This is a genomic window from Klebsiella sp. HC6 (assembly GCF_022605325.1).
GTDB lineage: Bacteria > Pseudomonadota > Gammaproteobacteria > Enterobacterales > Enterobacteriaceae > Klebsiella > Klebsiella terrigena.
The window spans coordinates 4,011,431-4,037,626 of sequence record NZ_CP093276.1 but is presented as its reverse complement, the minus strand read 5'-3'; the positions used below and the strand labels follow the sequence as shown (position 1 = coordinate 4,037,626).

The 26,196-nt window shown below is 56.6% G+C and carries 20 protein-coding genes; 11 read left to right on the top strand and 9 right to left on the bottom strand.

Annotation, left to right across the window (positions count from 1 at the left end; all coding sequences use genetic code 11):
* The first annotated feature begins 385 nt into the window (after positions 1-385).
* The 9 genes from lrp (at position 386) to MMW58_RS19475 (ending at position 14,158) form a co-directional block, all read left to right on the top strand.
* A complete protein-coding gene (lrp, locus tag MMW58_RS19515; protein ID WP_000228469.1) occupies positions 386-880 on the top strand; it encodes a leucine-responsive transcriptional regulator Lrp in 495 nt (164 codons plus the stop codon).
* 135 nt (positions 881-1,015) lie between these two features.
* A complete protein-coding gene (ftsK, locus tag MMW58_RS19510) occupies positions 1,016-5,122 on the top strand; it encodes a DNA translocase FtsK (RefSeq protein WP_241721904.1) in 4,107 nt (1,368 codons plus the stop codon).
* 132 nt (positions 5,123-5,254) lie between these two features.
* Complete coding sequence (gene lolA, locus MMW58_RS19505; RefSeq protein ID WP_041144781.1) at positions 5,255-5,866, top strand: outer membrane lipoprotein periplasmic chaperone LolA; 612 nt, start codon at positions 5,255-5,257, stop codon at positions 5,864-5,866.
* A gap of 8 nt (positions 5,867-5,874) precedes the next feature.
* Positions 5,875-7,218 carry a replication-associated recombination protein A gene (locus tag MMW58_RS19500; RefSeq protein WP_041144782.1) on the top strand — a complete coding sequence of 448 codons (1,344 nt, stop codon included), beginning with the start codon at positions 5,875-5,877 and terminating at the stop codon, positions 7,216-7,218.
* Positions 7,219-7,310: 92 nt separating this feature from the next.
* Positions 7,311-8,603, top strand: coding sequence for a serine--tRNA ligase (gene serS, locus MMW58_RS19495; protein WP_041144783.1), 1,293 nt, complete (start codon positions 7,311-7,313; stop codon positions 8,601-8,603).
* Between the two features lie 201 nt (positions 8,604-8,804).
* Positions 8,805-11,243 (top strand): dimethylsulfoxide reductase subunit A, encoded by a 2,439-nt coding sequence (gene dmsA / locus MMW58_RS19490; protein ID WP_241721903.1) that lies wholly within the window; start codon positions 8,805-8,807, stop codon positions 11,241-11,243.
* Between the two features lie 10 nt (positions 11,244-11,253).
* Complete coding sequence (locus tag MMW58_RS19485) at positions 11,254-11,871, top strand: DMSO/selenate family reductase complex B subunit (RefSeq protein ID WP_041144785.1); 618 nt, start codon at positions 11,254-11,256, stop codon at positions 11,869-11,871.
* 1 nt (position 11,872) lies between these two features.
* Positions 11,873-12,736: a dimethyl sulfoxide reductase anchor subunit family protein gene (locus MMW58_RS19480; protein ID WP_241721902.1), complete on the top strand. Its 864-nt coding sequence runs from the start codon at positions 11,873-11,875 to the stop codon at positions 12,734-12,736.
* A 273-nt stretch (positions 12,737-13,009) separates the two neighbouring features.
* A complete protein-coding gene (locus MMW58_RS19475) occupies positions 13,010-14,158 on the top strand; it encodes an MFS transporter (RefSeq protein ID WP_045854642.1) in 1,149 nt (382 codons plus the stop codon).
* Between the two features lie 37 nt (positions 14,159-14,195).
* Here MMW58_RS19475 and MMW58_RS19470 read toward each other — a convergent pair whose 3' ends face one another.
* The 5 genes from MMW58_RS19470 to MMW58_RS19450 are packed head-to-tail and all read right to left on the bottom strand — an operon-like array spanning position 14,196 to position 17,963.
* Complete coding sequence (locus MMW58_RS19470) at positions 14,196-14,636, bottom strand: PTS sugar transporter subunit IIA (RefSeq protein WP_241721901.1); 441 nt, start codon at positions 14,634-14,636, stop codon at positions 14,196-14,198.
* 48 nt (positions 14,637-14,684) lie between these two features.
* Positions 14,685-15,596 carry a transketolase family protein gene (locus MMW58_RS19465; RefSeq protein WP_123707182.1) on the bottom strand — a complete coding sequence of 304 codons (912 nt, stop codon included), beginning with the start codon at positions 15,594-15,596 and terminating at the stop codon, positions 14,685-14,687.
* Entirely contained in the window at positions 15,596-16,393 is a 798-nt protein-coding gene (locus MMW58_RS19460) for a transketolase (RefSeq protein ID WP_076945056.1), read from the bottom strand. Before MMW58_RS19460 ends, MMW58_RS19465 begins: the two co-directional genes overlap by 1 nt.
* A gap of 11 nt (positions 16,394-16,404) precedes the next feature.
* A complete protein-coding gene (locus tag MMW58_RS19455) occupies positions 16,405-17,670 on the bottom strand; it encodes a PTS ascorbate transporter subunit IIC (RefSeq protein ID WP_045854645.1) in 1,266 nt (421 codons plus the stop codon).
* 17 nt (positions 17,671-17,687) lie between these two features.
* The gene (locus MMW58_RS19450) at positions 17,688-17,963 is read right to left on the bottom strand and encodes a PTS sugar transporter subunit IIB (protein ID WP_045854646.1); all 276 of its coding nucleotides are present in this window, start codon (positions 17,961-17,963) and stop codon (positions 17,688-17,690) included.
* A gap of 122 nt (positions 17,964-18,085) precedes the next feature.
* Here MMW58_RS19450 and MMW58_RS19445 point away from each other — a divergent pair, with 122 nt between their 5' ends.
* Complete coding sequence (locus MMW58_RS19445; RefSeq protein ID WP_133597069.1) at positions 18,086-18,934, top strand: MurR/RpiR family transcriptional regulator; 849 nt, start codon at positions 18,086-18,088, stop codon at positions 18,932-18,934.
* A 78-nt stretch (positions 18,935-19,012) separates the two neighbouring features.
* Here the strand turns inward: MMW58_RS19445 and pflA are convergent, their stop codons facing one another.
* The 4 genes from pflA to ycaO all read right to left on the bottom strand — a co-directional run bounded on the left by pflA (position 19,013) and on the right by ycaO (position 25,295).
* The gene (pflA, locus tag MMW58_RS19440; protein WP_133597070.1) at positions 19,013-19,753 is read right to left on the bottom strand and encodes a pyruvate formate lyase 1-activating protein; all 741 of its coding nucleotides are present in this window, start codon (positions 19,751-19,753) and stop codon (positions 19,013-19,015) included.
* Between the two features lie 206 nt (positions 19,754-19,959).
* The gene (pflB, locus tag MMW58_RS19435) at positions 19,960-22,242 is read right to left on the bottom strand and encodes a formate C-acetyltransferase (RefSeq protein WP_123707185.1); all 2,283 of its coding nucleotides are present in this window, start codon (positions 22,240-22,242) and stop codon (positions 19,960-19,962) included.
* 51 nt (positions 22,243-22,293) lie between these two features.
* A complete protein-coding gene (gene focA / locus MMW58_RS19430; protein WP_041144790.1) occupies positions 22,294-23,151 on the bottom strand; it encodes a formate transporter FocA in 858 nt (285 codons plus the stop codon).
* A gap of 383 nt (positions 23,152-23,534) precedes the next feature.
* On the bottom strand, positions 23,535-25,295 hold the full coding sequence (ycaO, locus tag MMW58_RS19425) for a 30S ribosomal protein S12 methylthiotransferase accessory factor YcaO (RefSeq protein ID WP_133597072.1): 1,761 nt from the start codon (positions 25,293-25,295) through the stop codon (positions 23,535-23,537).
* Between the two features lie 138 nt (positions 25,296-25,433).
* Here ycaO and MMW58_RS19420 point away from each other — a divergent pair, with 138 nt between their 5' ends.
* Positions 25,434-26,126, top strand: a complete 693-nt coding sequence (locus tag MMW58_RS19420; RefSeq protein ID WP_159237196.1) for a DUF421 domain-containing protein — start codon at positions 25,434-25,436, stop codon at positions 26,124-26,126.
* Positions 26,127-26,196 lie beyond the last annotated feature (70 nt).

Here is a 26,196-nt window from a genome sequence, read left to right as displayed (position 1 = left end):
TTCTACTGTCAGCAGCACAATTATAAGAGGAAAACATGAGAATCAACGGGGGGGGATAATGAATATCTGGCATCTTGTACTAAAAATCGATGTTTTGCTTTGACAATCCCCTGTGCTTTTGCGAAAACATTCATGGAAGAAGAAAAGCAGCGTTTTGCGTGTGGCGAATTTTCATGCATGCAAATGCCATTTTTATCCGGGTTAGCGAAATCTACGCATGGTGTGGACAGACGCCATGCGTGATGTCGGTGGCTGCCGTCAGGCAACGGGCTTCTCACGTACCCCTGGGTTACTCAAGTCGTACGGGTAAGAACAGGATGGGCTCTGGCAGTGAAGGCTCAGAGTCAGAACAGGAGTAGGGAAGGAATACAGAGAGACAATAATAATGGTAGATAGCAAGAAGCGCCCTGGCAAAGATCTCGACCGCATCGATCGTAACATTCTGAACGAGTTACAAAAAGATGGACGTATCTCTAACGTCGAACTTTCTAAACGGGTGGGACTTTCTCCGACGCCTTGCCTTGAGCGCGTGCGTCGACTGGAAAGACAGGGTTTTATTCAGGGCTATACGGCGCTGCTTAACCCGCATTATCTGGATGCATCACTTCTGGTATTTGTTGAGATTACTCTGAATCGTGGCGCGCCGGATGTGTTTGAGCAATTTAACGCCGCTGTGCAAAAACTTGAAGAAATTCAAGAGTGTCATCTGGTATCCGGCGATTTCGACTACCTGTTGAAAACTCGCGTACCGGACATGTCAGCGTATCGTAAACTACTGGGCGAAACCCTGCTGCGCCTGCCGGGCGTAAACGACACCCGTACCTACGTGGTAATGGAAGAGGTCAAGCAGAGCAATCGTCTGGTAATTAAGACGCGCTAACACGGAACAGGTGCAAAATCGACGTAGTTTGATTACACTCCTGTTAATCCATACAGCAACAGTGCCGGGGAGACCCGGCACTGTTGTCCGTTTTAGCAGCAGGCAGGAAACAGCCTGATACCTGGAGAGCCTTTTTTGAGCCAGGAATACACCGAAGACAAAGAAGTCAAACTGACGAAGCTAAGCAGCGGGCGCCGACTCCTTGAGGCGTTACTTATCCTTTGCACCCTTTTTGCTATCTGGCTGATGGCGGCCTTACTCAGCTTTAATCCCTCGGATCCAAGCTGGTCGCAAACGGCCTGGCACGAGCCTATCCACAACATCGGCGGCACGCCGGGAGCCTGGCTTGCCGATACGCTATTTTTCATTTTTGGCGTAATGGCTTACACCATTCCCGTGATTATCATCGGCGGCTGCTGGTTTGCCTGGCGCAATCAAACTAACGACGAGTACATCGACTATTTCGCCGTTTCGCTGCGCTTAATTGGCGCGCTGGCGCTGATCCTCACCTCCTGTGGCCTGGCCTCTATCAATGCCGATGATATTTGGTATTTCGCCTCGGGCGGGGTCATTGGCAGCCTGCTGAGCACCACTCTGCAACCGCTGCTGCACAGCAGCGGTGGAACTATCGCGCTGCTCTGCATCTGGGCGGCGGGTTTAACCCTGTTTACCGGCTGGTCGTGGGTCAGCATTGCCGAAAAACTCGGCGGCGCGATCCTGTCCGTCCTCACCTTCGCCAGCAACCGTACCCGTCGGGACGATACGTGGGTGGATGAGGACGACTATGAAGATGACGAAGACGACGATACGGCGAAACCGCAGGGCTCGCGTCGCGCGCGAATTTTACGCAGCGCTTTAGCGCGTCGCCAGCGTCTGGCAGAAAAATTCTCCAATCCGCTGGGGCGCAAGACCGACGCCGCGCTGTTTTCCGGTAAGCGCATGGATGATGCCGAGGAAGAGGTTCAGTTCAGCGCCAACGGCGCGCCGGTTGCGGCAGACGATGTGCTGTTTTCTGGCGCCAGCGCCGCGCGCCCGGCAGATGTGGACGATGTCTTATTCTCCGGTGCCAGCGCAACGCGTCCGGGGGACTTCGACCCCTACGATCCGCTGCTGAACGGCCATAGCATTGCCGATCCGGTGAGCGCGGCTGCGGCAGCCACCGCGGCGCCGCAGGCGTGGGCTGAGCCGGTAGCCGGCCAGACTCCGCCGGCCGGCTGGCAGCCAGAGGCACAGGTTTATCAGCCTGAACAGGCGCCGGTACAGCAGCCCCACCACCAGCCTGAGGCCGCGTATCAGCCGCAGCAGGCGTATCAGCCTGAACAGGCGCCGGTACAGCAGCCTCACTACCAGCCTGAAGCCGCGTATCAGCCGCAGCAGGCTTATCAGTCGGAGCAGACGCCGGTACAGCAGCCTCACTACCAGCCTGAAGCCGCGTATCAGCCGCAGCAGGCTTATCAGCCTGAGCAGGCGCCGGCACAGCAGCCACACTACCAGCCTGAGGCCGCGTATCAGCCGCAGCAGGCCTATCAGCCTGAACAGGCGCCGGTGCAGCAGCCTCACTACCAGCCTGAGGCCGCTTATCAGCCGCAGCAGGCGTATCAGCCTGAGCAGGCGCCGGTGCAGCAGCCTCATTATCGCCCTGAGCCAACGTATCCGCCGCATCAGGCGTATCAGCCTGAACAGGCGCCGGTACAGCAGCCTGCTTATCAGCCTGAACCTTATGCCGCCTCGCCTGTTATTGAGCCAGACGCTCCCCAGGAAGAGGTTAAGCCGCAGCGTCCGCCGATGTACTATTTCGAAGAGGTTGAAGAGAAGCGTGCGCGCGAGCGCGAACAGCTTGCCGCCTGGTATCAGCCGATTCCGGAGCCTGCGAGTCCGGTAGCGACCAGGCCTATCTCGCCGCCGCCATCATCTTCTGTTGATGCCGCTGCGGTGACTACGCTTGCCGCCAGCGTACATCAGGCTGCGGGCGCTGGTGCAACCGCCGCCTCGGTGGTCTCCGCTGCGTCATCCGCCGCGCCGCTGTTCAGTCCGGCCGCGGGCGGGCCGCGCGTGCAGGTCAAAGAGGGCATTGGTCCGAAGCTGCCGCGTCCTAACCACGTCCGCGTACCGACGCGCCGTGAGCTGGCATCGTATGGCATTAAGCTGCCTTCTCAGCGCATCGCGGAAGAGCGCGCCCGCCAGGCGGAGCTTGATCAAAATTATGACGATGAGCCGCTCACCGATGAAGAAGTTAACGAGCTGGAGCAGGGCGAGCTGGCGCGTCAGTTTGCCGCCACCCAGCAGCAGCGCTACGGTGAGGTCTACCAGGCTGACGACGGCGGAGATGACGATTCAGCCGCTGAAGCCGAGCTGGCTCGCCAGTTTGCCGCCACCCAGCAGCAGCGCTACAGCAGCGAGCAGCCGCGCGGGGCGAACCCGTTCTCTCCGGCTGATTATGACTTCTCGCCGATGAAAACGCTGGTGGACGACGGCCCGAGCGAGCCGCTGTTTACGCCGATGCCGGAGGTTCAGCCGTCGGCACCGCAATACCAGCAGCCGGCGCAGCATCAGCATCAGCCAGTACAGCAGCCGCAGCAGGTACAGCCGCAGCCCGCGCAGCACTATCAGCAGCCGACGCCACAGCCTGCTTACCAGCCGCAGCAGGCCCCTCAGGCCCCGATGCAGCCGCCGGTCCAACAGCCGGCGCCGCCGCAGCAGGAGAGCCTGATTCACCCGCTCCTGATGCGCAACGGCAACAGCCAGCCGGTGCCGCGGCCGACAACGCCGCTGCCGTCTCTGGATCTGCTGACGCCGCCGCCGAGCGAGGTCGAGCCGGTTGATACCTTCGCGCTGGAGCAAATGGCGCGCCTGGTGGAGGCTCGCCTTGCCGATTTCCGTATTAAAGCGGACGTCGTAAACTACTCGCCCGGCCCGGTTATCACCCGCTTTGAGCTGAACCTGGCGCCGGGCGTAAAGGCCGCGCGTATTTCTAACCTGTCGCGCGACCTGGCCCGTTCGCTCTCCACGGTTGCCGTGCGCGTCGTAGAGGTTATCCCGGGCAAGCCGTACGTCGGCCTGGAGCTGCCGAATAAGAAGCGTCAGACCGTCTACCTGCGCGAAGTGCTGGATAACACCAAGTTCCGCGATAACCCGTCGCCGCTGACCGTGGTGCTGGGCAAGGATATCGCCGGCGATCCGGTCGTCGCCGACCTGGCAAAAATGCCGCACCTGCTGGTAGCCGGCACCACCGGCTCCGGTAAATCGGTCGGCGTCAACGCCATGATCCTCAGCATGCTCTATAAAGCGCAGCCGGAAGACGTGCGCTTCATTATGATCGACCCCAAAATGCTCGAACTGTCGGTCTATGAAGGGATCCCGCACCTGCTGACAGAAGTGGTTACCGACATGAAAGACGCCGCCAACGCTCTGCGCTGGAGCGTGAACGAGATGGAACGCCGCTACAAGCTGATGTCAGCGTTGGGCGTGCGTAACCTGGCGGGCTACAACGAGAAGATTGCCGAGGCGGCGCGCATGGGGCGCCCAATTCCGGATCCGTACTGGAAACCGGGCGACAGCATGGATGCGGTACATCCGGTGCTGGAAAAACTGCCTTACATCGTGGTGCTGGTGGATGAATTCGCCGACCTGATGATGACCGTGGGTAAGAAAGTGGAAGAGCTGATTGCTCGCCTGGCGCAGAAAGCGCGTGCGGCGGGTATTCACCTCGTGCTGGCTACCCAGCGTCCGTCGGTTGACGTGATCACCGGTCTGATTAAGGCCAATATCCCGACGCGTATTGCGTTCACCGTGTCGAGTAAAATTGACTCGCGTACCATTCTCGACCAGAGCGGCGCCGAATCGCTGCTGGGGATGGGGGATATGCTTTACTCCGGGCCGAACTCCACTATCCCGGTGCGCGTGCACGGCGCATTTGTGCGTGACCAGGAAGTCCATGCGGTAGTCCAGGACTGGAAAGCGCGCGGGCGTCCGCAGTATGTCGACGGCATCACCTCCGATAGCGAAAGCGAAGGCGGCGGCGGCGGATTTGACGGCGGAGAAGAGCTGGATCCGCTGTTCGACCAGGCGGTCAACTTCGTGACCGAGAAGCGTAAAGCCTCTATCTCCGGGGTTCAGCGTCAGTTCCGTATCGGCTATAACCGCGCCGCGCGCATCATTGAGCAGATGGAAGCGCAGGGCATCGTCAGCGAGCAGGGCCATAACGGCAACCGCGAAGTGCTGGCGCCGCCGCCCTTCGAGTGAGTGCAAAGTTGGGTAAATAAGAGCAAAATCAGCCTATTCTTCTGTCCCGCCGCGCCAGGCGGTCCTACATTAGGGGCAGAAGAGGCTCCCGCGCAGGGAGCGACGCACATTGACGGACATTAAGGAATAACAATGAAAAAACTCGCAATCACCTGTGCATTACTGTCTGGATTTGTTGTCAGCCAGGTTTGGGCTGACGCCGCCGGCGATTTGAAAAGCCGTCTGGATAAGGTGAGCAGCTTCCACGCCAGCTTCACGCAGAAAGTGACCGATGGCAGCGGCAACGCGGTACAGGACGGACAGGGCGATCTGTGGGTCAAGCGGCCGAATCTGTTCAACTGGCACATGACCCAGCCGGATGAAAGCATTTTGGTCTCTGATGGCAAAACGCTGTGGTTCTATAACCCGTTCGTTGAGCAGGCGACCGTCACCTGGCTGAAAGACGCCACCAGCAACACGCCGTTTATGCTGATTGCGCGTAACCAGTCTAACGACTGGCAGCAGTATAATATTAAGCAAAACGGCGATGACTTTGTCCTGACGCCGAAAAGCGGCAGCGGTAACCTGAAGCAGTTCACCATTAACGTAGGGCGTGATGGCACCATCCATCAGTTCAGCGCGGTAGAGCAGGACGACCAGCGCAGCAGCTACCAGCTGAAGTCGCAGCAAAACGGTGCGATAGACGCATCTAAGTTTACCTTCACGCCGCCGCAAGGGGTTACGGTGGACGATCAACGTAAATAGAGGCGAATGTGGGCAATCTGTCGCTCGATTTTTCCGACAATGCGTTTCAACCTCTGGCCGCCCGTATGCGGCCAGAAAATTTAGCGCAGTACATCGGCCAGCAGCATCTGCTGGCACCGGGTAAACCTTTGCCGCGGGCAATTGAGGCCGGGCATCTTCATTCGATGATTTTATGGGGCCCGCCGGGCACCGGAAAAACCACCTTAGCGGAAGTGATTGCTCGCTATGCCAGCGCCGACGTCGAGCGCATTTCGGCCGTGACCTCCGGCGTGAAGGAGATCCGTGAAGCCATCGAACGCGCCCGGCAGAACCGTAACGCCGGTCGGCGCACCATCCTGTTTGTCGACGAAGTCCACCGCTTCAATAAAAGCCAGCAGGACGCGTTTCTGCCGCATATCGAAGATGGCACCATCACCTTTATCGGCGCGACGACGGAAAATCCCTCTTTTGAACTCAACTCCGCGCTGTTATCGAGAGCGCGCGTTTATCTGCTGAAATCACTCACCACGGAAGATATCGAGCAGGTGCTCACGCAGGCGATGAGCGATGCGGGCCGCGGCTACGGCGGGCAGAATATTGTGCTGCCTGACGACACGCGTCGGGCGATCGCCGAGCTGGTAAACGGCGATGCGCGCCGTGCGCTCAACACGCTGGAGATGATGGCCGATATGGCCGAAACCGACGCCGCCGGTCAGCGGGTGCTGCAGGCCAAACTGTTGACCGAAATTGCCGGCGAGCGTAGCGCGCGTTTTGATAACAAGGGCGATCGCTTTTACGATTTAATTTCGGCGCTGCACAAGTCCGTGCGCGGCAGCGCGCCGGACGCCGCGCTGTACTGGTATGCGCGGATCATTAGCGCCGGCGGCGATCCGCTGTACGTTGCCCGCCGCTGCCTGGCGATTGCCTCGGAAGACGTCGGCAACGCCGACCCTCGGGCCATGCAGGTTGCTATCTCTGCCTGGGACTGCTTTACCCGAGTCGGCCCTGCGGAAGGCGAGCGGGCGATTGCGCAGGCTATTGTGTACCTCGCCTGTGCGCCGAAGAGCAACGCGGTTTACAGCGCCTTTAAGGCCGCGATGGCCGATGCCCGCGAACGTCCGGACTACGACGTGCCGGTCCATCTGCGCAACGCGCCGACGAAGCTGATGAAAGAGATGGGCTATGGCCAGCAGTATCGCTACGCCCACGATGAGCCCAACGCTTATGCCGCCGGGGAGGAGTACTTCCCGCAGGAAATGGCGCAAACTCGCTATTATCGGCCAACAAACCGAGGGCTTGAGGGAAAAATTGGCGAAAAGCTCGCCTGGCTTGCCGAACAGGATCAAAATAGCCCCACAAAACGCTACCGCTAACAGAGGCGTTGCGGTAAGGTTATCAAGATATTCCGGTGGTCGTATTCTGCGGCCACTTTTCATTTTATTAATTCGATAAGCACAGGATAAGCATGCTCGATCCCAATCTGCTGCGTACCGAGCCAGACGCAGTCGCTGAAAAACTGGCACGCCGGGGCTTTAAGCTGGATGTAGATAAACTGCGCGCTCTGGAAGAGCGTCGTAAAGTTCTGCAGGTTGAAACTGAAAATCTGCAGGCGGAGCGTAACTCCCGATCGAAATCCATTGGCCAGGCGAAAGCGCGTGGGGAAGATATCGAGCCGTTACGCCTGGAAGTGAACAAGCTTGGCGAACAGCTGGATGCGGCGAAAACCGATCTGGACGCGCTGCTGGCCGAGATCCGCGACATCGCGCTGACCATTCCGAACGTCCCGCATGATGACGTTCCGCTGGGCAAAAGTGAAAACGACAACGTCGAAGTGAGCCGCTGGGGAACCCCGCGCGAGTTCGATTTTGACGTGCGCGATCACGTGACTCTGGGCGAAATGCACGGCGGGCTGGACTTCGCTGCGGCGGTTAAACTGACCGGCTCGCGCTTTGTGGTCATGAAGGGCCAGCTGGCTCGTCTGCACCGCGCGCTGTCGCAGTTTATGCTGGACCTGCATACCGAACAGCACGGCTATAGTGAAAACTATGTCCCGTATCTGGTAAACCAGGAAACGCTGTACGGCACCGGCCAGCTGCCGAAATTTGCCGGCGACCTGTTCCATACTCGTCCGCTGGAAGAAGAGGCGGATAGCAGCAACTACGCGCTGATCCCGACCGCCGAAGTTCCGCTGACTAACCTGGTTCGCGATGAGATCATCGATGAAGACGATCTGCCGATCAAAATGACCGCGCATACGCCGTGCTTCCGCTCTGAAGCAGGCTCCTACGGTCGTGATACCCGCGGTCTGATCCGTATGCACCAGTTCGACAAAGTTGAGATGGTGCAGATCGTCCGTCCGGAAGATTCCATGGCGGCGCTGGAAGAGATGACCGGCCATGCGGAGAAAGTTCTGCAGCTGCTGGGTCTGCCATACCGTAAAGTGGCGCTCTGCACCGGCGATATGGGCTTCAGCGCGTGCAAAACCTACGATCTGGAAGTGTGGGTGCCGGCGCAGAATACCTACCGCGAAATTTCGTCCTGCTCGAACGTCTGGGATTTCCAGGCGCGCCGCATGCAGGCACGCTGCCGCAGCAAGTCTGATAAGAAAACGCGCCTGGTCCATACGCTGAACGGCTCTGGCCTGGCAGTGGGTCGTACCCTGGTTGCGCTGATGGAAAACTATCAGCAGGCTGACGGCCGTATCGAAATCCCGGAAATTCTGCGCCCGTATATGCGCGGCCTTGAGTTCATCGGCTGATTTTTCTACCCCCTTCTCAAAAGCGCCTACGGGCGCTTTTTTTTCATCTCCTTCTTGATGCCGGGCAATAACCCGTCCGTTCAATACCCCCATACTCCCTTGGTGTTAAAGCAGCATAAAAAACTAATATAAGCTAGTTGCGCTATATATAAATCTATATATCGGTTATCAGTAAATTGTGAGCAACCAAAGCGAGTACCCATGAAAATTAAAGCCCCCGATGCTTTACTGGCTGCCGAAGTAAGCCGGCGTGGTTTAATGAAAACCACGGCGATTGGCGGTCTGGCAGTGGCCAGTAACGCATTTACTTTACCCTTCACGCGCATTGCCCATGCCGCAGATACCCTGTCACCGGCAGGTGAAGCGGTGACCTGGAGCGCCTGTACCGTTAACTGCGGTAGCCGCTGCCCGCTGCGCATGCATGTTGTTGATGGCGAAATTAAATACGTTGAAACAGATAATACCGGTGACGATAGCTACGACGGCCTGCACCAGGTGCGCGCCTGCCTGCGCGGGCGCTCGATGCGTCGTCGCGTCTACAATCCCGATCGCCTGAAGTACCCGATGAAGCGCGTGGGTAAACGCGGTGAGGGGAAATTTGAACGCATCAGCTGGGAAGAGGCGTTCGATACCATTGCCGGCAATATGCAGCGCCTGATCAAAGACTATGGCAACGAATCTATCTACCTGAACTACGGTACCGGAACCCTGGGCGGAACCATGACCCGCTCCTGGCCGCCGGGAAAAACGCTCATTGCTCGCCTGATGAACTGCTGCGGGGGCTATCTTAATCACTACGGCGACTACTCCTCCGCGCAGATCGCCGCCGGGCTGAACTACACCTACGGCGGCTGGGCCGACGGCAATAGCCCGTCGGATATTGAAAACAGCCAGCTGGTGGTTCTGTTTGGCAATAACCCGGGCGAAACGCGGATGAGCGGCGGCGGGGTGACCTACTATCTGGAGCAGGCGCGACAAAAATCCAATGCGCGGATGATCATTGTCGATCCCCGCTATACGGATACCGGGGCCGGTCGTGAGGACGAGTGGATCCCGATTCGGCCTGGTACCGACGCGGCGCTGGTCTCCGCGCTGGCGTGGGTGATGATTACCGAAAACCTGGTCGATACCCCGTTCCTCGATAAATACTGCGTTGGTTATGATGAGAAAACGCTCCCTGCCGATGCGCCGGCAAACGGTCACTATAAGGCCTGGATCCTGGGCCAGGGCAGCGACGGTATCGCCAAAACGCCTGCGTGGGCGTCAACCATTACCGGCATTCCGGTCGATCGCATCGTGAAGCTGGCGCGCGAGATTGCCAGCGCGAAGCCCGCTTATATCAGCCAGGGCTGGGGGCCGCAGCGCCACGCTAACGGTGAAATTGCGACCCGGGCGATCTCGATGCTCTCTATTCTCACCGGCAACGTCGGCATTAACGGCGGCAACAGCGGTGCGCGCGAGGGCTCATACGATCTGCCGTTTGAGCGTATGCCGACGCTGGAAAACCCGGTTGAGACCAGCATCTCCATGTTTATGTGGACCGACGCCATCGAGCGTGGCCCGGAGATGACGGCGCTCCGCGACGGGGTTCGCGGCAAAGATAAGCTCGATGTGCCGATCAAGATGATCTGGAACTATGCGGGCAACTGCCTGATTAACCAGCACTCTGATATCAACCGCACCCATGAAATTCTGCAGGACGACAGGAAGTGCGAGATGATCGTGGTGATCGATTGCCATATGACCTCGTCGGCAAAATATGCCGATATCCTGCTGCCGGACTGCACCGCCTCCGAACAGATGGACTTCGCGCTGGATGCCTCCTGCGGCAACATGTCGTACGTAATCTTCACCGATGAGGCGATTAAGCCGCGCTTTGAATGCAAAACGATTTATGACATGACGACGGCGCTGGCGAAACGCATGGGCGTGGAGCAGCAGTTTACGGAAGGCCGTAGCCAGGAAGGCTGGATGCGCTATCTGCACGAGCTCTCCCGCAAAGCGATCCCCGACCTCCCGGACTTTGAGACCTTCCGCAAGCAGGGGATCTATAAGCAGCGTGACCCGGAAGGCCACCACGTTGCCTATAAGGCGTTCCGTGAAAATCCGCAGGCGAATCCCTTGACCACGCCGTCGGGAAAAATCGAAATCTATTCGCAGGAGCTGGCAAAAATTGCCGCCACCTGGGAGTTACCCGAAGGGGACGTTATCGATCCGCTGCCGATTTATACCCCCGGCTTTGAGAACTATAACGATCCGCTGACCGAGAAGTTCCCGCTGCAGCTGACCGGCTTCCACTATAAATCTCGCGTGCACTCGACCTACGGCAACGTAGACGTGCTGCAGGCGGCCTGTCGCCAGGAGATGTGGATTAACCCGCTTGATGCGAAGACGCGAGGGATCGCCAACGGCGAGCGAATTCGTATTTTCAACGCCCGCGGTGAAGTGCATATCGAAGCCAAAGTGACGCCGCGTATGATGCCTGGCGTCGTCGCGCTGGGTGAGGGCGCCTGGTATAACCCGGACGCAGGCCGCGTGGATCAGGCGGGGAGTATTAACGTGCTCACCACCCAACGCCCATCGCCGCTGGCGAAAGGAAATCCGTCGCATACCAACCTCGTCCAGGTTGAAAAGCTGTAAGGAATAACCGATGACAACTCAATATGGATTTTTTATCGATTCCGCCCGTTGCACCGGTTGTAAAACCTGCGAACTGGCTTGTAAAGACTATAAGAACCTGACGCCGGACGTCAGCTTCCGCCGCATTTATGAGTACGCGGGCGGCGACTGGCAGGAGGATAACGGCGTCTGGCAGCAGAACGTGTTTGCCTACTACCTCTCTATCGCCTGTAACCACTGTGAGGATCCAGCATGTACCAAGGTCTGTCCGAGCGGCGCCATGCACAAGCGCGACGATGGCTTTGTGGTGGTGGATGAAGACGTCTGCATCGGCTGCCGCTATTGCCATATGGCCTGCCCGTACGGCGCGCCGCAGTACAACGCGGCGAAAGGGCATATGACCAAGTGCGACGGCTGCCACGAACGCGTCGCCGTTGGTAAAAAACCGATCTGCGTTGAGTCCTGCCCGCTGCGGGCGCTGGACTTTGGCCCAATCGAAGAGCTGCGGCAGAAACATGGCAAGCTGGCCGCCGTTGCGCCGCTGCCGTCGGCGCATTTTACGCAACCCAGTATTGTCATTAAACCGAACGCCAACAGTCGCCCGTGTGGCGATACAACCGGCTATCTGGCCAACCCGAAGGAGGTGTGAGATGGGAAGTGGATGGCATGAATGGCCGCTGATGATCTTCACGGTCTTTGGTCAGTGCGTAGTGGGGGGCTTCATCGTCCTGGCGCTGGCGCTTATGAAAGGCAGCCTGTCGCATGAGCAGCAGCAGCGCGTGGTGCTGAGCATGTTTGGCCTGTGGGTGCTGATGGGGATTGGGTTTATCGCCTCGACGCTGCATCTGGGGTCGCCGATGCGGGCCTTCAATTCGCTCAACCGCGTCGGAGCATCGTCGCTGAGTAATGAAATCGCCAGCGGAGCGCTCTTCTTCGCCGTTGGCGGCATTGGCTGGCTGCTGGCGGCGGTTAAGAAGCTGCCGGCCGGGCTGCGCAGCCCGTGGCTGATCGTCACGATGGTATTGGGCGTCATCTTTGTCTGGATGATGGTTCGGGTGTACAACACCATTGATACGGTCCCGACCTGGTATAGCGTCTGGACGCCGCTGAGCTTCTTCCTGACGCTGTTTATCGGCGGACCGCTGCTGGGCTATCTGCTGCTGCGCGCGGCCGGCGTGAACGGCTGGGCGATGCGCCTGCTGCCCGTCGTAACGCTGGTGGCCCTGGTGGCGAGCGTGGCCGTGGCGCTGATGCAGGGCAGCGAGCTGTCGACTATCCACAGCTCAATCCAGCAGGCGTCTGCGCTGGTGCCGGACTACGGTTCGCTGATGGCGTGGCGCGTTGCGGCCCTGGCGCTGGCTCTGGCGTGCTGGGTTGCGCCGATGCTTAAAGGATATCAGCCGGCGCTGCCGCTGCTGGGCCTGGCATTCGTGCTGGTGCTGGTGGGGGAGATGGTGGGCCGCGGGGTCTTCTACGGTCTGCATATGACGGTGGGCATGGCGATCGCCAGCTAAGCCGCTATTCGCGCCGGAACTTCGCGGTTCCGGCGCGATAAAAAATGCGCTCTCTTCATGAAATATTTCAACTGATATTCCCGCCCGTTAATTCCAATAAATTAATAAAAACAATGGAATAATATAAAGAATAATTCTGCCGCCTCGCCGATGGATAAAAAACTTCAATCGTTGCCCGAGAAACCGCGTCCTGCCTGATTTCAGGTGGATTGACAATGTTTTTAGCGGTGGCATGATGCGCACGAAATCTGAACTTCCTCACGGTTTATATCCATGTCCATCTACACCCGGCCGGTGCAAATGTTGCTCTGCGGCCTGCTTTTGTTGACGCTGGCGATAGCGGTTTTAAATACCCTCGTCCCGCTTTGGCTCGCCCATGAAAACATGCCTACCTGGCAGGTCGGGATGGTTGGCTCATCCTATTTCACCGGTAACCTGGTCGGAACCCTGCTGGCTGGATGGGTCATTAAACATCTGGGATTTAACCGTAGCTACTATCTTGCCTCGCTGATTTTTGCCGTCGGCTGCGTTGGGCTTGGCGTCACCATTGGCTTCTGGACCTGGTTTAGCTGGCGTTTTATCGCCGGCGTAGGCTGCGCAATGATTTGGGTGGTGGTGGAAAGCGCGCTGGTTTGCAGCGGGACCACCCGCAGCCGCGGTCGCCTGCTGGCGGCGTATATGATGGTTTACTACGTCGGTACCGTGCTGGGCCAGCTGATGGTGAGCAAGCTGCCGACGGATCTGATGAGCGTCCTGCCCTGGGTGACCGGTCTGGCGCTGGCCGCCATCCTTCCTCTGCTGTTTACGCGCGTGGTCAATCAGACGGACGAGCCGCACGAGCCGGCCCGCATCTGGCCGATGCTCAGGCTTCGCCAGGCTCGCCACGGCGTTAACGGCTGCATTATTTCCGGGATCGTCCTCGGCTCGCTGTACGGGCTTATGCCGCTGTGGCTGAACCATCAGGGGGTGAGCGACGCCGGGATTGGTTTCTGGATGGCGGTGATGGTGAGCGCCGGGATCCTCGGGCAGTGGCCGGTGGGTCGCCTGGCGGATCGCTATGGCCGCCTGCTGGTGCTGCGCGTTCAGGTGTTTATCGTTATTCTCGGCTGTCTGGCCATGCTTAGTCAGGCCGCGATGGCGCCCGCGCTGTTTATCCTTGGTGCCTCCGGCTTTACGCTGTATCCGGTAGCGATGGCCTGGGCATGCGAAAAAGTTGAGCGCCATCAGCTGGTGGCGATGAACCAGGCGCTATTGATGAGCTACACCATCGGCAGCCTGCTTGGGCCAACGCTTACCGCGATGCTGATGCAGAATTTCTCCGATAACTTGCTGTTTATTATGATCGCGAGCGTCTCGTTTATTTACCTGCTGACGCTGCTGCGCAAAGCGGGGCACCACCCGACGCCGGTGGCTCACGCCTGATTTTCTCAAGCCATAGCCGGCGGGATACCTCCGCTGGCTATGGCTGAGAAGCGACAAGCGCCGCAAGCTGGCTGCGCTCCTCAATCGCAGCCAGCCGCTGCAGCCGGTCCTCCTCATCTAACCAGCACACTAGTCGCTGGATCGTTTGAATATGCTGTTCGCTATCCGCTGCCGCCAGCACGACTATCAGCCGGATAGCGGAATAGCCGGGAAACTCAACGGCTTCCCCGCAACAGAGCAGCGAAAGCGCGCTGTTGTGGCTTAACACCCCGTCTTCCGGTCGCGCGTGCGGTAGCGCAAATTCAGGGCTCAGTATGTACCAGGGACCGTGCTGTTCCGTGGCGCTGATAATCGCCTGCGCGTATTCCGCGGTGACCTTTCCCTGCCGCTCTAAAGGCTGACAGGCGAGCCGAACGGCGCTGCGCCAGTCGAGAGCGTGCTGCGCATACTGGCAGGCGGCAAAAAGCGTGTCGTCCATATCAATTCCTCAGATAACGAGCCGGCCGTGGCCGGCCCGTGCTACGTCTTAGCTCAGTGCGTGATACAGCGCCTCGCCGGAGATGCCATATTTCTCTTTTAGCTGACGGCTATTGCCGGATTCGGTGAAGGTATCCTGAGTTCCCAGGCGTATCAGACGCGCCGGGTGGGCCGCCTGCGCCATCGCTTCGGCAATCTGGCCGCCGAGTCCCCCGTTTACGCTATGATTCTCAAGGGTGGCGATGAGCGGACAGTCGGCAACCAGCGCAGCGAACGCCTTGTGGTTGAAGGGTTTGAGCTGCGCCACGTGAATCAGCCTGCCTCTTTTACCGCTGGCGAGCAGCTTCTCGTAGCCATCGGTGGCCTGCTCCAGCACCGTACCCTCGAAGAGAATGGCAAAATCGTTCCCGCTGCTGGCGATGGCCGCGATATCCGTAACCCGCGGAATCGTGCTCTTATCGCGAACCGGCATTGGCTCGCGGGCGACGCGGATATAGACCGGACCCGTAATATTGGCCGCCTGTTCGAAGGCTTCCGCAATTTCTTCGGCATCCGCAGGCGTCAGGACCGTCAATCCCGGCAGCACGCGGGTCAGAGCGAGATCTTCCAGCGCATGGTGCGAGGCGCCGTCCGGTCCGTCATCCATACCGGGATGGCTACCCACCAGCTTGACGTTGGCTTTGGCATAGCAGGCCTGCCGCAGCTGGGTCCAGGCGGTGCCCGTTACAAACATCGCAAAATTGACGTAGAAGGGCATGAACCCCTCAAGCGCCTGGCCGGTAGCGAAGCTCATTGCCGAGCCCTCCGCAATACCCATTTCGAAAAACGCCTCGGGATAGAGGGCCTGAAACTGGTCCGTGCGGGTTGAGCTGGCTAAGTCGCTGTCGATGGCAACCACGGGATAGCCCTTTTGTTTCAGGGCGATCAGCGCGTTACCGATTTCATCGCGTGGGGCTTTCATCACTGTAACTCCTCCATTGCCTGCTGATACTGTTCCCGGGTGGGGGTTTTTGAGTGCCAGTCACCGTTATTTTCCATATAGCTAACGCCGGAGCCTTTGGTGGTATGCGCAATAATGGCCACCGGCTTGCCTTTTAGATGGCGGGATAGCATCAGGGTATCGGCAACCTGGTGCATGTCATTGCCGTTAAGAAGCTCCAGCACATGCCAGCCAAAACAGCGGATTTTGTCAGCCAGCGGCTCGAGGTTGACCACCTCATTGACCGGATCGTGTGACGAGAAGCGGTTGTAATCGACGATGGCGACCAGGTTGTCCATTTTCATATGAGCGGCCTGCTGCAGGGTTTCCCAGATTTGCCCTTCGTGCATCTCGCCGTCGCCGAGGATCGCAAATACCCGATGGGGATCGTTACGGCGCTTTTTCGCTGCCGCCATCCCCAGGGCAACCGACAGACCCTGGCCGAGCAGGCCGGTGGTGGCATCGACGTCGGGTAGCGCCTTGATGCTGGGGTGGCCCTGCAGGCGGGAATCGATCTGGCGGAAGGTGCTGAACTCCCGACGTTCAATCTTGCCCATCTGATAAAGCATGGCGTACTGGGCGGCGACGGCATGGCCTTTACTCATGACGATGCGCGAACGGGGGGAGCGACTGAGGTCCACTTCCTCGTAGTAGAGCCAGGTCAGAATATCGATGATTGACAGGGCGCCGCCCGGATGGCCAATCCCTGATTCATAGATCATGCTAACGATATCGCGTCGTGCAGCGAGCGCGTGGGACTTTAGTTCTGCAATATTCACGTTTTTTCCTCCTATGGCAGCATTTTGCCGATGTAGTACACGACCAGGCCAAGCGCGACGAAATCCGTTTCCGGGAAGCTTGTTCCCGACAGACCAACGGACTCCATAATCGGGTAGATCAGGGCCGGCCCGATGCCGATGAGGATCCCGGTGATAAAGCTCCCGGCAATCGCGCCTTTCCAGCCGCCGGACGCGTTACCAAACACCGCGGCGGTGGCGCCGATAAAGAAATAGGGGATGGCAACCGGGATAATGACGGTTTGACCGAGGATCGCGAGGAACCCCATCACCACCAGCCCGCCGATAAATGAAGAGATAAATCCCAGCACCGTAGCGGTTGGCGCGTAGGGGAAGACCACGGGACAGTCGAGTGCGGGTTTGGCGTTAGGAATGAATTTCTCCGAAATACCGAGGAACGCGGGGACGATTTCGGAGAGCAGCAGGCGTACGCCGGTAATAATGATGTACAGCGAAGCGGTGAACGTCAGCGACTGGAACAGCGGGTAAACCAGCCAGTGCATCCCGCCGGCCGCCGCCGTTACGGCCTCTTTTCCGGCCGCGAGAGCGGCGATGTAGTAGAAGATACTGACCGAGATCGACACGGAGACAATATAATCTTTAAAGATCCCCAGCCAGCCGGGCAGATTCAGCTTCTCCGTCGACTGTTTCGGATCGCCGACTTTTGATCCGATCCATCCGGATGCCGCGTAGGCCAGCGTAACGTAGTGCCCCATGGCGATTTCATCATTGCCGGTGATTTTCCTCATCCAGGGTTGGGCGATGGCCGGATAAAGGCACGCGGCGAGGCCAAGCAGAACTGAGCCGACAATAATCGTGGTCATATCGCTATAGCCAAGCGCTTTCAGCGTGACGGTGAGCAGGGCCGAGAGATAGAGATTATGCTGCCCGGTGAGAAAGATGTACTTAAACGGGGTGACGCGCGCAAAGAACAGATTCCAGCCAAAGCCGATGACCATAATCAGCGACACGCACATCGCGAATTTAGTCTGCGCCAGCCCGGTGAGCGCTTCCGCCAGCGGCATCACGCCTTTCAGACCAAACCCGTCGCTGAACAGCGTCTGAAAGTTGCCAAGCGAGGTTACCGCCAGCCCGGCGCCGCCGGCAAAAACCAGAAACCCGACGATAGTTTTGAAGGTGCCGGAGAGCACCTTTTCAATCGGTTTGCGTTGAATTAACAAGCCAATTAATGCGATAAAACCAACTAAAAGTGGGGTAACGCCCAGAATGTCGAATACAATAAATCTGAGGAAATCCATATTGCCTCCGGGAGAATTTAGTTGCCCTGGATGACGCTGATGAGCGCAGATTCCATCTCTTCGCTGTTCATCAGATCGGTTATCCCGATGGCCCTGAACCCAGCGGCTTCGACTTCATCGGTGAGATCGCGCATAGTGATAACGAAATCGATATCTCGCCAGGTCCTCAGGCCGGAAAGTACGTCATGTTCCAGTTCGACATCCCAGCGGTGCTTATCGATGATTTTTTGTGCTTTTATTTTGAGCATCAGAGAGCTGCCCATACCGGTACGACAGACGATGAGACCTTTCATTAGATGTTCTCCTGTTTGTAAAAATAATTATTTTTATTTTGTCTTGTGAGATAATAATTATTATCCTCGATGTGAGATGAAAGATGTGACTGTGTTTGCATTTTGAGCAATAAAGGCGAAAAATGAGCCATATAGACAGTAATTTATTGATAAACATAAGAAATGAGTCTGCAGGCCTTAGCCCGATACTGGAAAAGGTCGGCCGCTTTATCACCGAAAATCCTGATTTTGTGATGCGGCATACCATTTCGGAACTGGCCGACTCCGTCGATACCAGCGAGGGCAGCATTACGCGTTTTTGCCGGGCGTTTGGCTTTAAAGGCTTTTCTGATTTCAGAACGGCGTTGGCGATTGAGCAAGGGGCGACGCGATCGGAGGACGGCGGTAATGAAGAGATAGCTCCCGTGCTGGCAAGCATTCGTGATAGCAACGCCATCATTGACGCTCAGGAACTTCAGGCTGCGGCAATTTGGCTTAATTCACTGAATAATATTGCAATTTATGCGGTAGGTACGGCGGTGCCGGTGGCGCTATTTCTGCAGATGAACTTAATCAACATGGGGAAAGCCGCTAGTTTTGTCGACCGCTCTTACCCGGCGGCGCTGCCGATGTCGTCTGATAGTCAAAAAACCGGGATTATCGTAATTCATACCGAGCAGGCATCGGCGGATATGATGCAGGCGCTATCGCTGGCGAAGCAGCAGGGGATTAAAATACTGTCGCTGACTCGCGGTACGTTTGCGCCCCTGGCGCGCCTCTCTGACTGGAATCTACAGGCAGCCGTGGCTTTACAGGGGGAGGGGGAATCTGGGTTTGCCGAGATTGCGGGGGCAATGATGGTGGCCGATCGGATCCTTAGCGCGCTGGAGGAGCAGGACGAGCGCTACGCTGAGTACCGTAAAGCGCATCAAAAACGTATTTTCTCAATTGAGAGCGTGACCAGCAAGCTGTCGCAATACTTTATGTCCTGATGCCGCTGAAGAAAAGCCTGGCCCGGATAGGACCTCCAGCGTCGTTATCCGGGGCTCTTGCTAAGAGGCAAGCTTCAGCTAGTACATCACCTTATGACCATACTGCTCGAGAATGCCTTTTACGCGCTCCATGGTCTCTTTCTTCGGCGGATGCACGCCGTCAAGCTTGTACTCTTCACCCATCGCCACCCATTTATGCTTGCCCAGCTCGTGATACGGCAGCAGCTCGATCTTTTCGACGTTGCCCATATCGCGAGTAAACTCGCCGAGGCGGTGCGCGGAATCATCATCATCTGACCAGCCGGGTACCACCACGTAGCGGATCCAGACGTTAATATTTTTGTTCGCCAGATAGCGGCAAAACTCCAGCGTGCGGTGGTTAGAGACGCCGACCAGATTTTGGTGGATTTCATCATTCATCTGCTTAAGGTCAAGCATCACCAGATCGGTCACTTCAAGCAGCTCGTCAATCACCGGATCGTAGCGACGAACGAAGCCGTTGGTATCGAGGCAGGTATGGATGCCCTCCTTGTGGCAGGCGCGGAACCAGTCGCGTACGAATTCAGCCTGCAGGATAGCCTCACCGCCGGACGCGGTCACGCCGCCGCCGGATGCGTTCATAAAGTGACGGTAGGTGACAACCTCTTTCATCAGGCTTTCGACGGTGACTTCGGTGCCGCCGTGGGTATCCCAGGTATCGCGGTTATGGCAGTACAGGCAGCGCATCAGGCAGCCCTGGAAGAAGGTGATGAAGCGGATCCCTGGGCCATCGACGGTGCCACAGGATTCAAAGGAGTGAATGCGACCAATAGTTGACATTGCGGTGGTATCTCCAGATTCGGCCCGTCCGGGACCTGTGATGCACAGCTCAAACCGGCTGTGTTAAGTCTGTTTTGGCAGTTATCCATTGAGTATAGATAGCGGACAAAAGAGACTGGGGGGATTGGGAGGTATTGTTAAAAAGGCCCCACTTGCGTGGAGCCTTTATTGTACGCTTTTTATATCGCGATTTCAGTCAAAACCCGTTACATGGTCTGAGTGAAGGTACGAGTGATAACGTCCTGCTGCTGCTCTTTAGTCAGGGAGTTAAAGCGTACTGCATAGCCGGATACGCGGATGGTCAGCTGCGGATATTTTTCCGGGTTTTCCATCGCGTCGAGCAGCATTTCACGGTTCATAACGTTGACGTTCAGGTGCTGACCGCCTTCGATAGAAGCTTCGTGGTGGAAGTAACCATCCATCAGGCCGGCCAGGTTAGTCTTACGAACTTCGTCGTCTTTACCCAGAGCGTTAGGAACGATAGAGAAGGTGTAAGAGATACCATCTTTAGCGTACGCAAACGGCAGTTTTGCAACGGAGGTCAGAGAGGCAACGGCACCTTTCTGGTCACGACCGTGCATCGGGTTAGCACCCGGTCCGAACGGAGCGCCAGCGCGACGACCGTCAGGGGTGTTACCGGTTTTCTTACCATACACAACGTTAGAAGTGATGGTCAGTACGGACTGAGTCGGGATAGCGTTGCGGTAGGTAGTCAGTTTCTGAATTTTCTTCATGAAACGTTCAACCAGATCGACCGCCATGTCATCTACGCGAGAGTCGTTGTTACCAAACTGCGGGTATTCGCCTTCGATTTCGAAGTCGACTGCCAGACCGTCTTCGTCACGAATCGGTTTAACTTTCGCATATTTGATAGCGGACAGGGAGTCAGCGGCAACGGACAGACCGGCGATACCACATGCCATGGTGCGAACAACGTCACGATCGTGCAGCGCCATCAGAGAAGCTTCGTAGCTGTACTTGTCGTGCATGTAGTGGATGATGTTCAGCGCGGTGACGTACTGTTTAGCCAGCCAGTCCATGAAGTGATCCATGCGATCCATAACTTCATCAAAGTTCAGAACGTCGCCTTTGATCGGTTCAGACTTAGGACCAACCTGCATTTTCAGTTTTTCATCAACGCCGCCGTTGATAGCGTACAGCATGGTTTTCGCGAGGTTAGCGCGAGCGCCGAAGAACTGCATTTGCTTACCAACAACCATCGGGCTTACGCAGCAAGCGATAGCGTAGTCATCGTTGTTGAAGTCAGGACGCATCAGATCGTCGTTCTCATACTGCAGAGAAGAGGTATCGATGGAGACTTTCGCCGCGTATTTTTTGAAGCTCAGCGGCAGTTTTTCAGACCACAGAATAGTGATGTTCGGCTCCGGCGACGGCCCCATGGTGTACAGGGTGTTCAGGAAGCGGAAGCTGTTTTTGGTTACCAGAGTACGGCCATCAACGCCCATACCACCGATTGATTCAGTTGCCCAAATCGGGTCACCGGAGAACAGTTCATCATACTCAGGAGTACGCAGGAAGCGAACCATACGCAGCTTCATGACCAGGTGGTCAATCATTTCCTGAGCGTCCTGCTCGGTGATTTTACCGGCTTTCAGGTCGCGTTCGATGAAGATATCCAGGAAGCTGGAGGTACGGCCGAAGGACATTGCCGCGCCGTTCTGAGACTTAACGGCAGCCAGGTAACCGAAGTAGGTCCACTGGATAGCTTCCTGCGCGGTTTTTGCCGGAGCAGAGATATCGCAGCCGTATTTGGCCGCCATTTCTTTGATCTGGCCCAGCGCACGGTACTGCTCGGAGATCTCTTCGCGCAGACGGATGGTTGCTTCCAGATCTTCGCCGTTTTCCAGTCTTTCTTGCAGAGACAGGAACTGAGCGTATTTGTCTTTCATCAGGAAGTCGATGCCGTACAGCGCAACGCGGCGGTAGTCACCGATGATACGGCCACGGCCGTAGGCATCCGGCAGACCGGTCAGCACGCCGGATTTACGGCAGTTCAGGATGTCTTTGGTGTAAACGTCAAAAACGCCCTGGTTGTGAGTTTTACGGTACTCGGTGAAGATTTTTTTCAGCATCGGGTCCAGCTCGCGATCGTACGCTTTGCAAGAACCTTCAACCATTTTAATACCGCCGAACGGGATAATCGCACGTTTCAGCGGAGCTTCAGTCTGCAGACCAACGATTTTCTCGAGCGCTTTCTCGATGTAGCCTGCGTCGTGAGAAGTGATGGTGGATGCAAGGGAAGTGTCAAAATCAACAGGCGCGTGAGTGCGGTTTTCCTGTTTAACGCCTTCCATTACGTTGTCCCACAGCTTGGTGGTCGCGTCAGTTGCGCCAGCCAGGAAGGACTCGTCACCTTCGTACGGGGTATAGTTTTTCTGGATAAAGTCACGGACGTTGACTTCGTTCTGCCAGTCACCTTTCGCAAAACCTTCCCAGGCTGTGGCTAACTTTTCATTAAGCTCGGACATGTAACACCTACCTTCTTAAGTGGATTTTTTATTTACTGCCTGAAACAACCCTTAGTGATGGTCGTCGCCACGCAGGTAAATGACCCAGTATGTCAACCCAACCAGCAGACCACCGCCAATAATGTTCCCGATAGTTACCGGAATCAGGTTATCAGTGATGAAGTTCATGACGGTCAGGTGAGAGAAACTTTCCGGAGTTGAACCAACGGCGGTCCAGAATTCCGGGCTTGCAAAGTCGCGGATTACGATACCCATCGGGATCATAAACATGTTAGCGATACTGTGCTCAAAGCCGCTGGCAACGAACATGGCGACGGGCAGAACCATAATCATTGCTTTATCCATCAGGCTGCGGCCGGAGTAGCTCATCCACACCGCGAGGCAGACCATCAGGTTCGCCAGGATGCCCAGGCAGACGGCTTCAATAAATGTATGATGCATTTTGTGGTCAGCGGTTTGCAGGACGTTGAGCCCCCAACCGCCGTTAGCGGCCATATATTCACCCGATAGCCACATCAGCAGCACGAACAGCAGCGCGCCTATCAGGTTACCAACATAGACGTTGAGCCAGTTTATTGCCAGTTGACCCCAGGTGATCCTGCCGCTGGCTTTCGCCACAACGATAAGTACGGTGGAGGTAAACAGGTCAGCACCGCAGATGACGCACAGAATCAGGCCGAGTGAAAAGCAGATCCCCCCAATAAGCTTGGCAATACCGAAAGGCATTGCGGCTGTCCCGGTCGTCGCGGTGATGTAGAAGACAAAAGCAATGGAGATAAAGACACCAGCGGTAATCGCCAGATAAAAGGTCTTCATCGGGTGCTTTGTCGCTTTATAGACACCCGCTTCTTCGGCGACTTTCGCCATCGCAGCGGGGAGTAATAGATCGAAAGGGTTGTCAGCTTTCACACTAACTCTCTCTTTATATAAGTTGGCGGTGAGATACTAACAAAGCATTATAGAAGGGAAATTGATGTAGATCATATCCCACCGGAACTATAAGCCCGTTTAGCGTATGGTTTTTGCGGTAATAAGAGGTAACTTGCTGTTTATTAATGGGAAAATAAAGTTTAATATTTACAAATTATGTTGATTTTTTTCATTTTTGGGCAAAGGTAGCGGTTAATTAAAATGGGGTATTTTTATTAAAATTAACATCTCAAAACTGTTGCGCGATCAATTTTCACCGTAAATTAACTTCACAACTACAAATTATTGGTCCCGTGAATAAAATATAAAAAAACGGAGCCGTAAACGACTCCGTGATGGGGCACTTCAGGCGGCGCTAAAGGCTATTTAGCCCAGTACGCCGCTTTAGCACGCTGCAGCTTCTCGTAGGCTTTCAGTAAGGACTGATGGGCCGGGAAAGCGTGCAGATCGCTATCTACCGCCTGCAGGCCGTAGAACGGCGCTTCACCGCTTAGCGCAGCGCTGGCGGCTTCCACCGCATCTGCGCCGTACATGCGCACAAAGGCGTTCAGGTACTGCAGCGGCTGACGCTCTTCTTCCTGGCTCAGCAGCAGCAGCGTTTGCAGGCAGCGGTAGTAGTTGGCGCGCTCTGCGCTGAAGATTGACGCATTGAACTCGATCGTCCACTCCGTCCAGATCAGCGCCTGCTCCAGATCGCCGCCGGCCAGCGCCAGCATCGCTTTCAGTTCGCCAATACGCAGCGTATACCAGCCGTTGTCTTTGCCCGTTGCCAGGCCCAGCAGTTCGCGAACGCGGGTGAAGTCGTCATTACCTTCATCGTCCAGCTGCTCAATCAGCGCCAGATAGTCCTCTTTCTCCCACTCGCTGCCCGGCAGAGAGAGGAGCGTTTCGCGCAGGTGGCTGCCCATGCTGTTGTTCGCCAGCCACAGGTCTTCTGCCGGATAGATATCCGACATCCCTGGAACGATAATCCGGCAGGCGTAGACGCTCAGGTGCTCGTAATCGGCGATGTAGACCTCTTTATCTTCTTCTTTAAAGATGGCCATCAGGGTGGCGAACTCTTCTTCCGTGGTACCGGAGAAGCTCCAGTCGACGAACGGATAGTCGGCATCCTGTTTGAACATATCCCAGGAGATCAGGCCGCTGGAGTCGATAAAGTGGGTTTCAAGGTTGGCGTGTTCAGCCACTTCTTCGTCATCGAAGGTTGGCGGCGTGAAGACGTCGAGATCCTTCAGGCTGCGGCCCTGCAGCAGCTCGGTGACGGTGCGCTCCAGCGCGACGCCGAAGTCAGGATGCGCGCCGAAGGAGGCGAAGCAGGTTCCGTTTTCCGGGTTAAACAGCACTACGCAGATCACCGGATACTTGCCGCCCAGCGAGCCGTCGTAAGCAAAAATCGGGAAACCTTCCGCTTCCAGCTTATTAATCGACTCCACCACGCCCGGATAGCGGGCCATCACTTCGGCAGGAATTTCCGGCAGGCTGATGCTTTCAGCAATGATGCGGTTCTTGATATGGCGCTCAAAGACTTCCGACAGGGCCTGAACGCGCGCTTCGTTCGCGGTGTTGCCCGCGGACATCCCGTTAGAAACGTACAGGTTGCCAACGATATTCATCGGAATATAAACGGTTTCGCCGTCGGACTGGCGGGTGAACGGCAGGCCGCACACGCCGCGATCGTCATTACCCGACTGCAGGTCAACCAGCATGCCGGCGGTCAGCTGATCGTCAGGATCGTAGAAGGCGCGCAGGCGAGGATCGAGCAGCCCCTGCGGAACTTCGTCATCTTCGGTCAGCGGGAACCATTTTTCGTTTGGATAGTGAACAAACGGCCCGTTAGCGATGGTTTCGCCTAACCAGAAGTCGGCGAAGAAATAGTTGGTCGACAGACGTTCGAAGTACTCGCCCAGCGCGGAGGCCAGCGCCGCTTTTTTGGTCGCGCCTTTGCCGTTGGTGAAGCATAGCGAGCAGGCTTTATCGCGGATATGAACTGACCACACGTGCGGTACCGGATTCAGCCACGAGGCCTCTTCAATATCAAATCCGAGGTCGAGCAATTTCTGCTGGAAGCGAGCGATGGAATCTTCCAGGGCGGCGTCTTTGCCGGGGATAAACGTTTGAGTCATAGCGGTCACTTTTTTCGTACGTAAAGCGCGCAATGATACGGGGTTTGTGTGTCAGGCGCTATCTTCGTGAAGGCCCCGGCGAAAATAAAAGCCTGGGCTATGCTTACAGGCAGTAACCTACTGTTAAGGCATTAAAAAATGAAAGCGTTCGATCTTCATCGCATGGCGTTTGATAAAGTGCCGCCGGAGTTTTTAGGGGAGGTTGCGCTGCGCAGCCTCTTTACCTTCCTGCTGGTTTTCCTGTTCCTTAAAATTACCGGACGGCGCGGCGTCCGCCAGATGTCGCTCTTTGAAGTGCTGATCATTTTGACGCTAGGCTCTGCGGCCGGGGACGTCGCCTTTTATGACGACGTGCCGCTGATCCCGGTGTTCGTCGTGTTTGTCACCCTGGCGCTGCTCTACCGCCTGGTAATGTGGCTGATGTCAAAAAGCGAGAAGCTGGAAAACCTGCTGGAAGGGAAGCCGGTGATCATCGTCGAAGAAGGGGAGCTGGCGTGGGAAAAAGTCCACCGCGCCAACATGACCGAGTTCGAGTTTTTTATGGAGCTTCGCCTCTACAGCGTGGAGCAGCTCGGCCAGGTTCGGCTGGCGATAATGGAAACTAACGGCCAAATCAGTATGTACTATTACGCTGATGAAGAGGTTAAGCCGGGGCTATGTATTCTGCCGGAGGGCTGCTATGAGCGTTTTGTGACCATTCCTGAGACCGGCGAATACGCCTGTGTGCGCTGTAGCCAGGTGATCGTCATTCAGGCCGGTAAAAAGCAATTATGCCGGCGCTGTCAAAATCCAGAATGGGCGAGGGTTAGCAGAGCTAAACGCATCACCTGACAGCCTTTTTGTCGGTTTTGTTACGGAGGGCTAGTGAATTGTTTTGTGTGAAGCCGATCATATTTTTCCG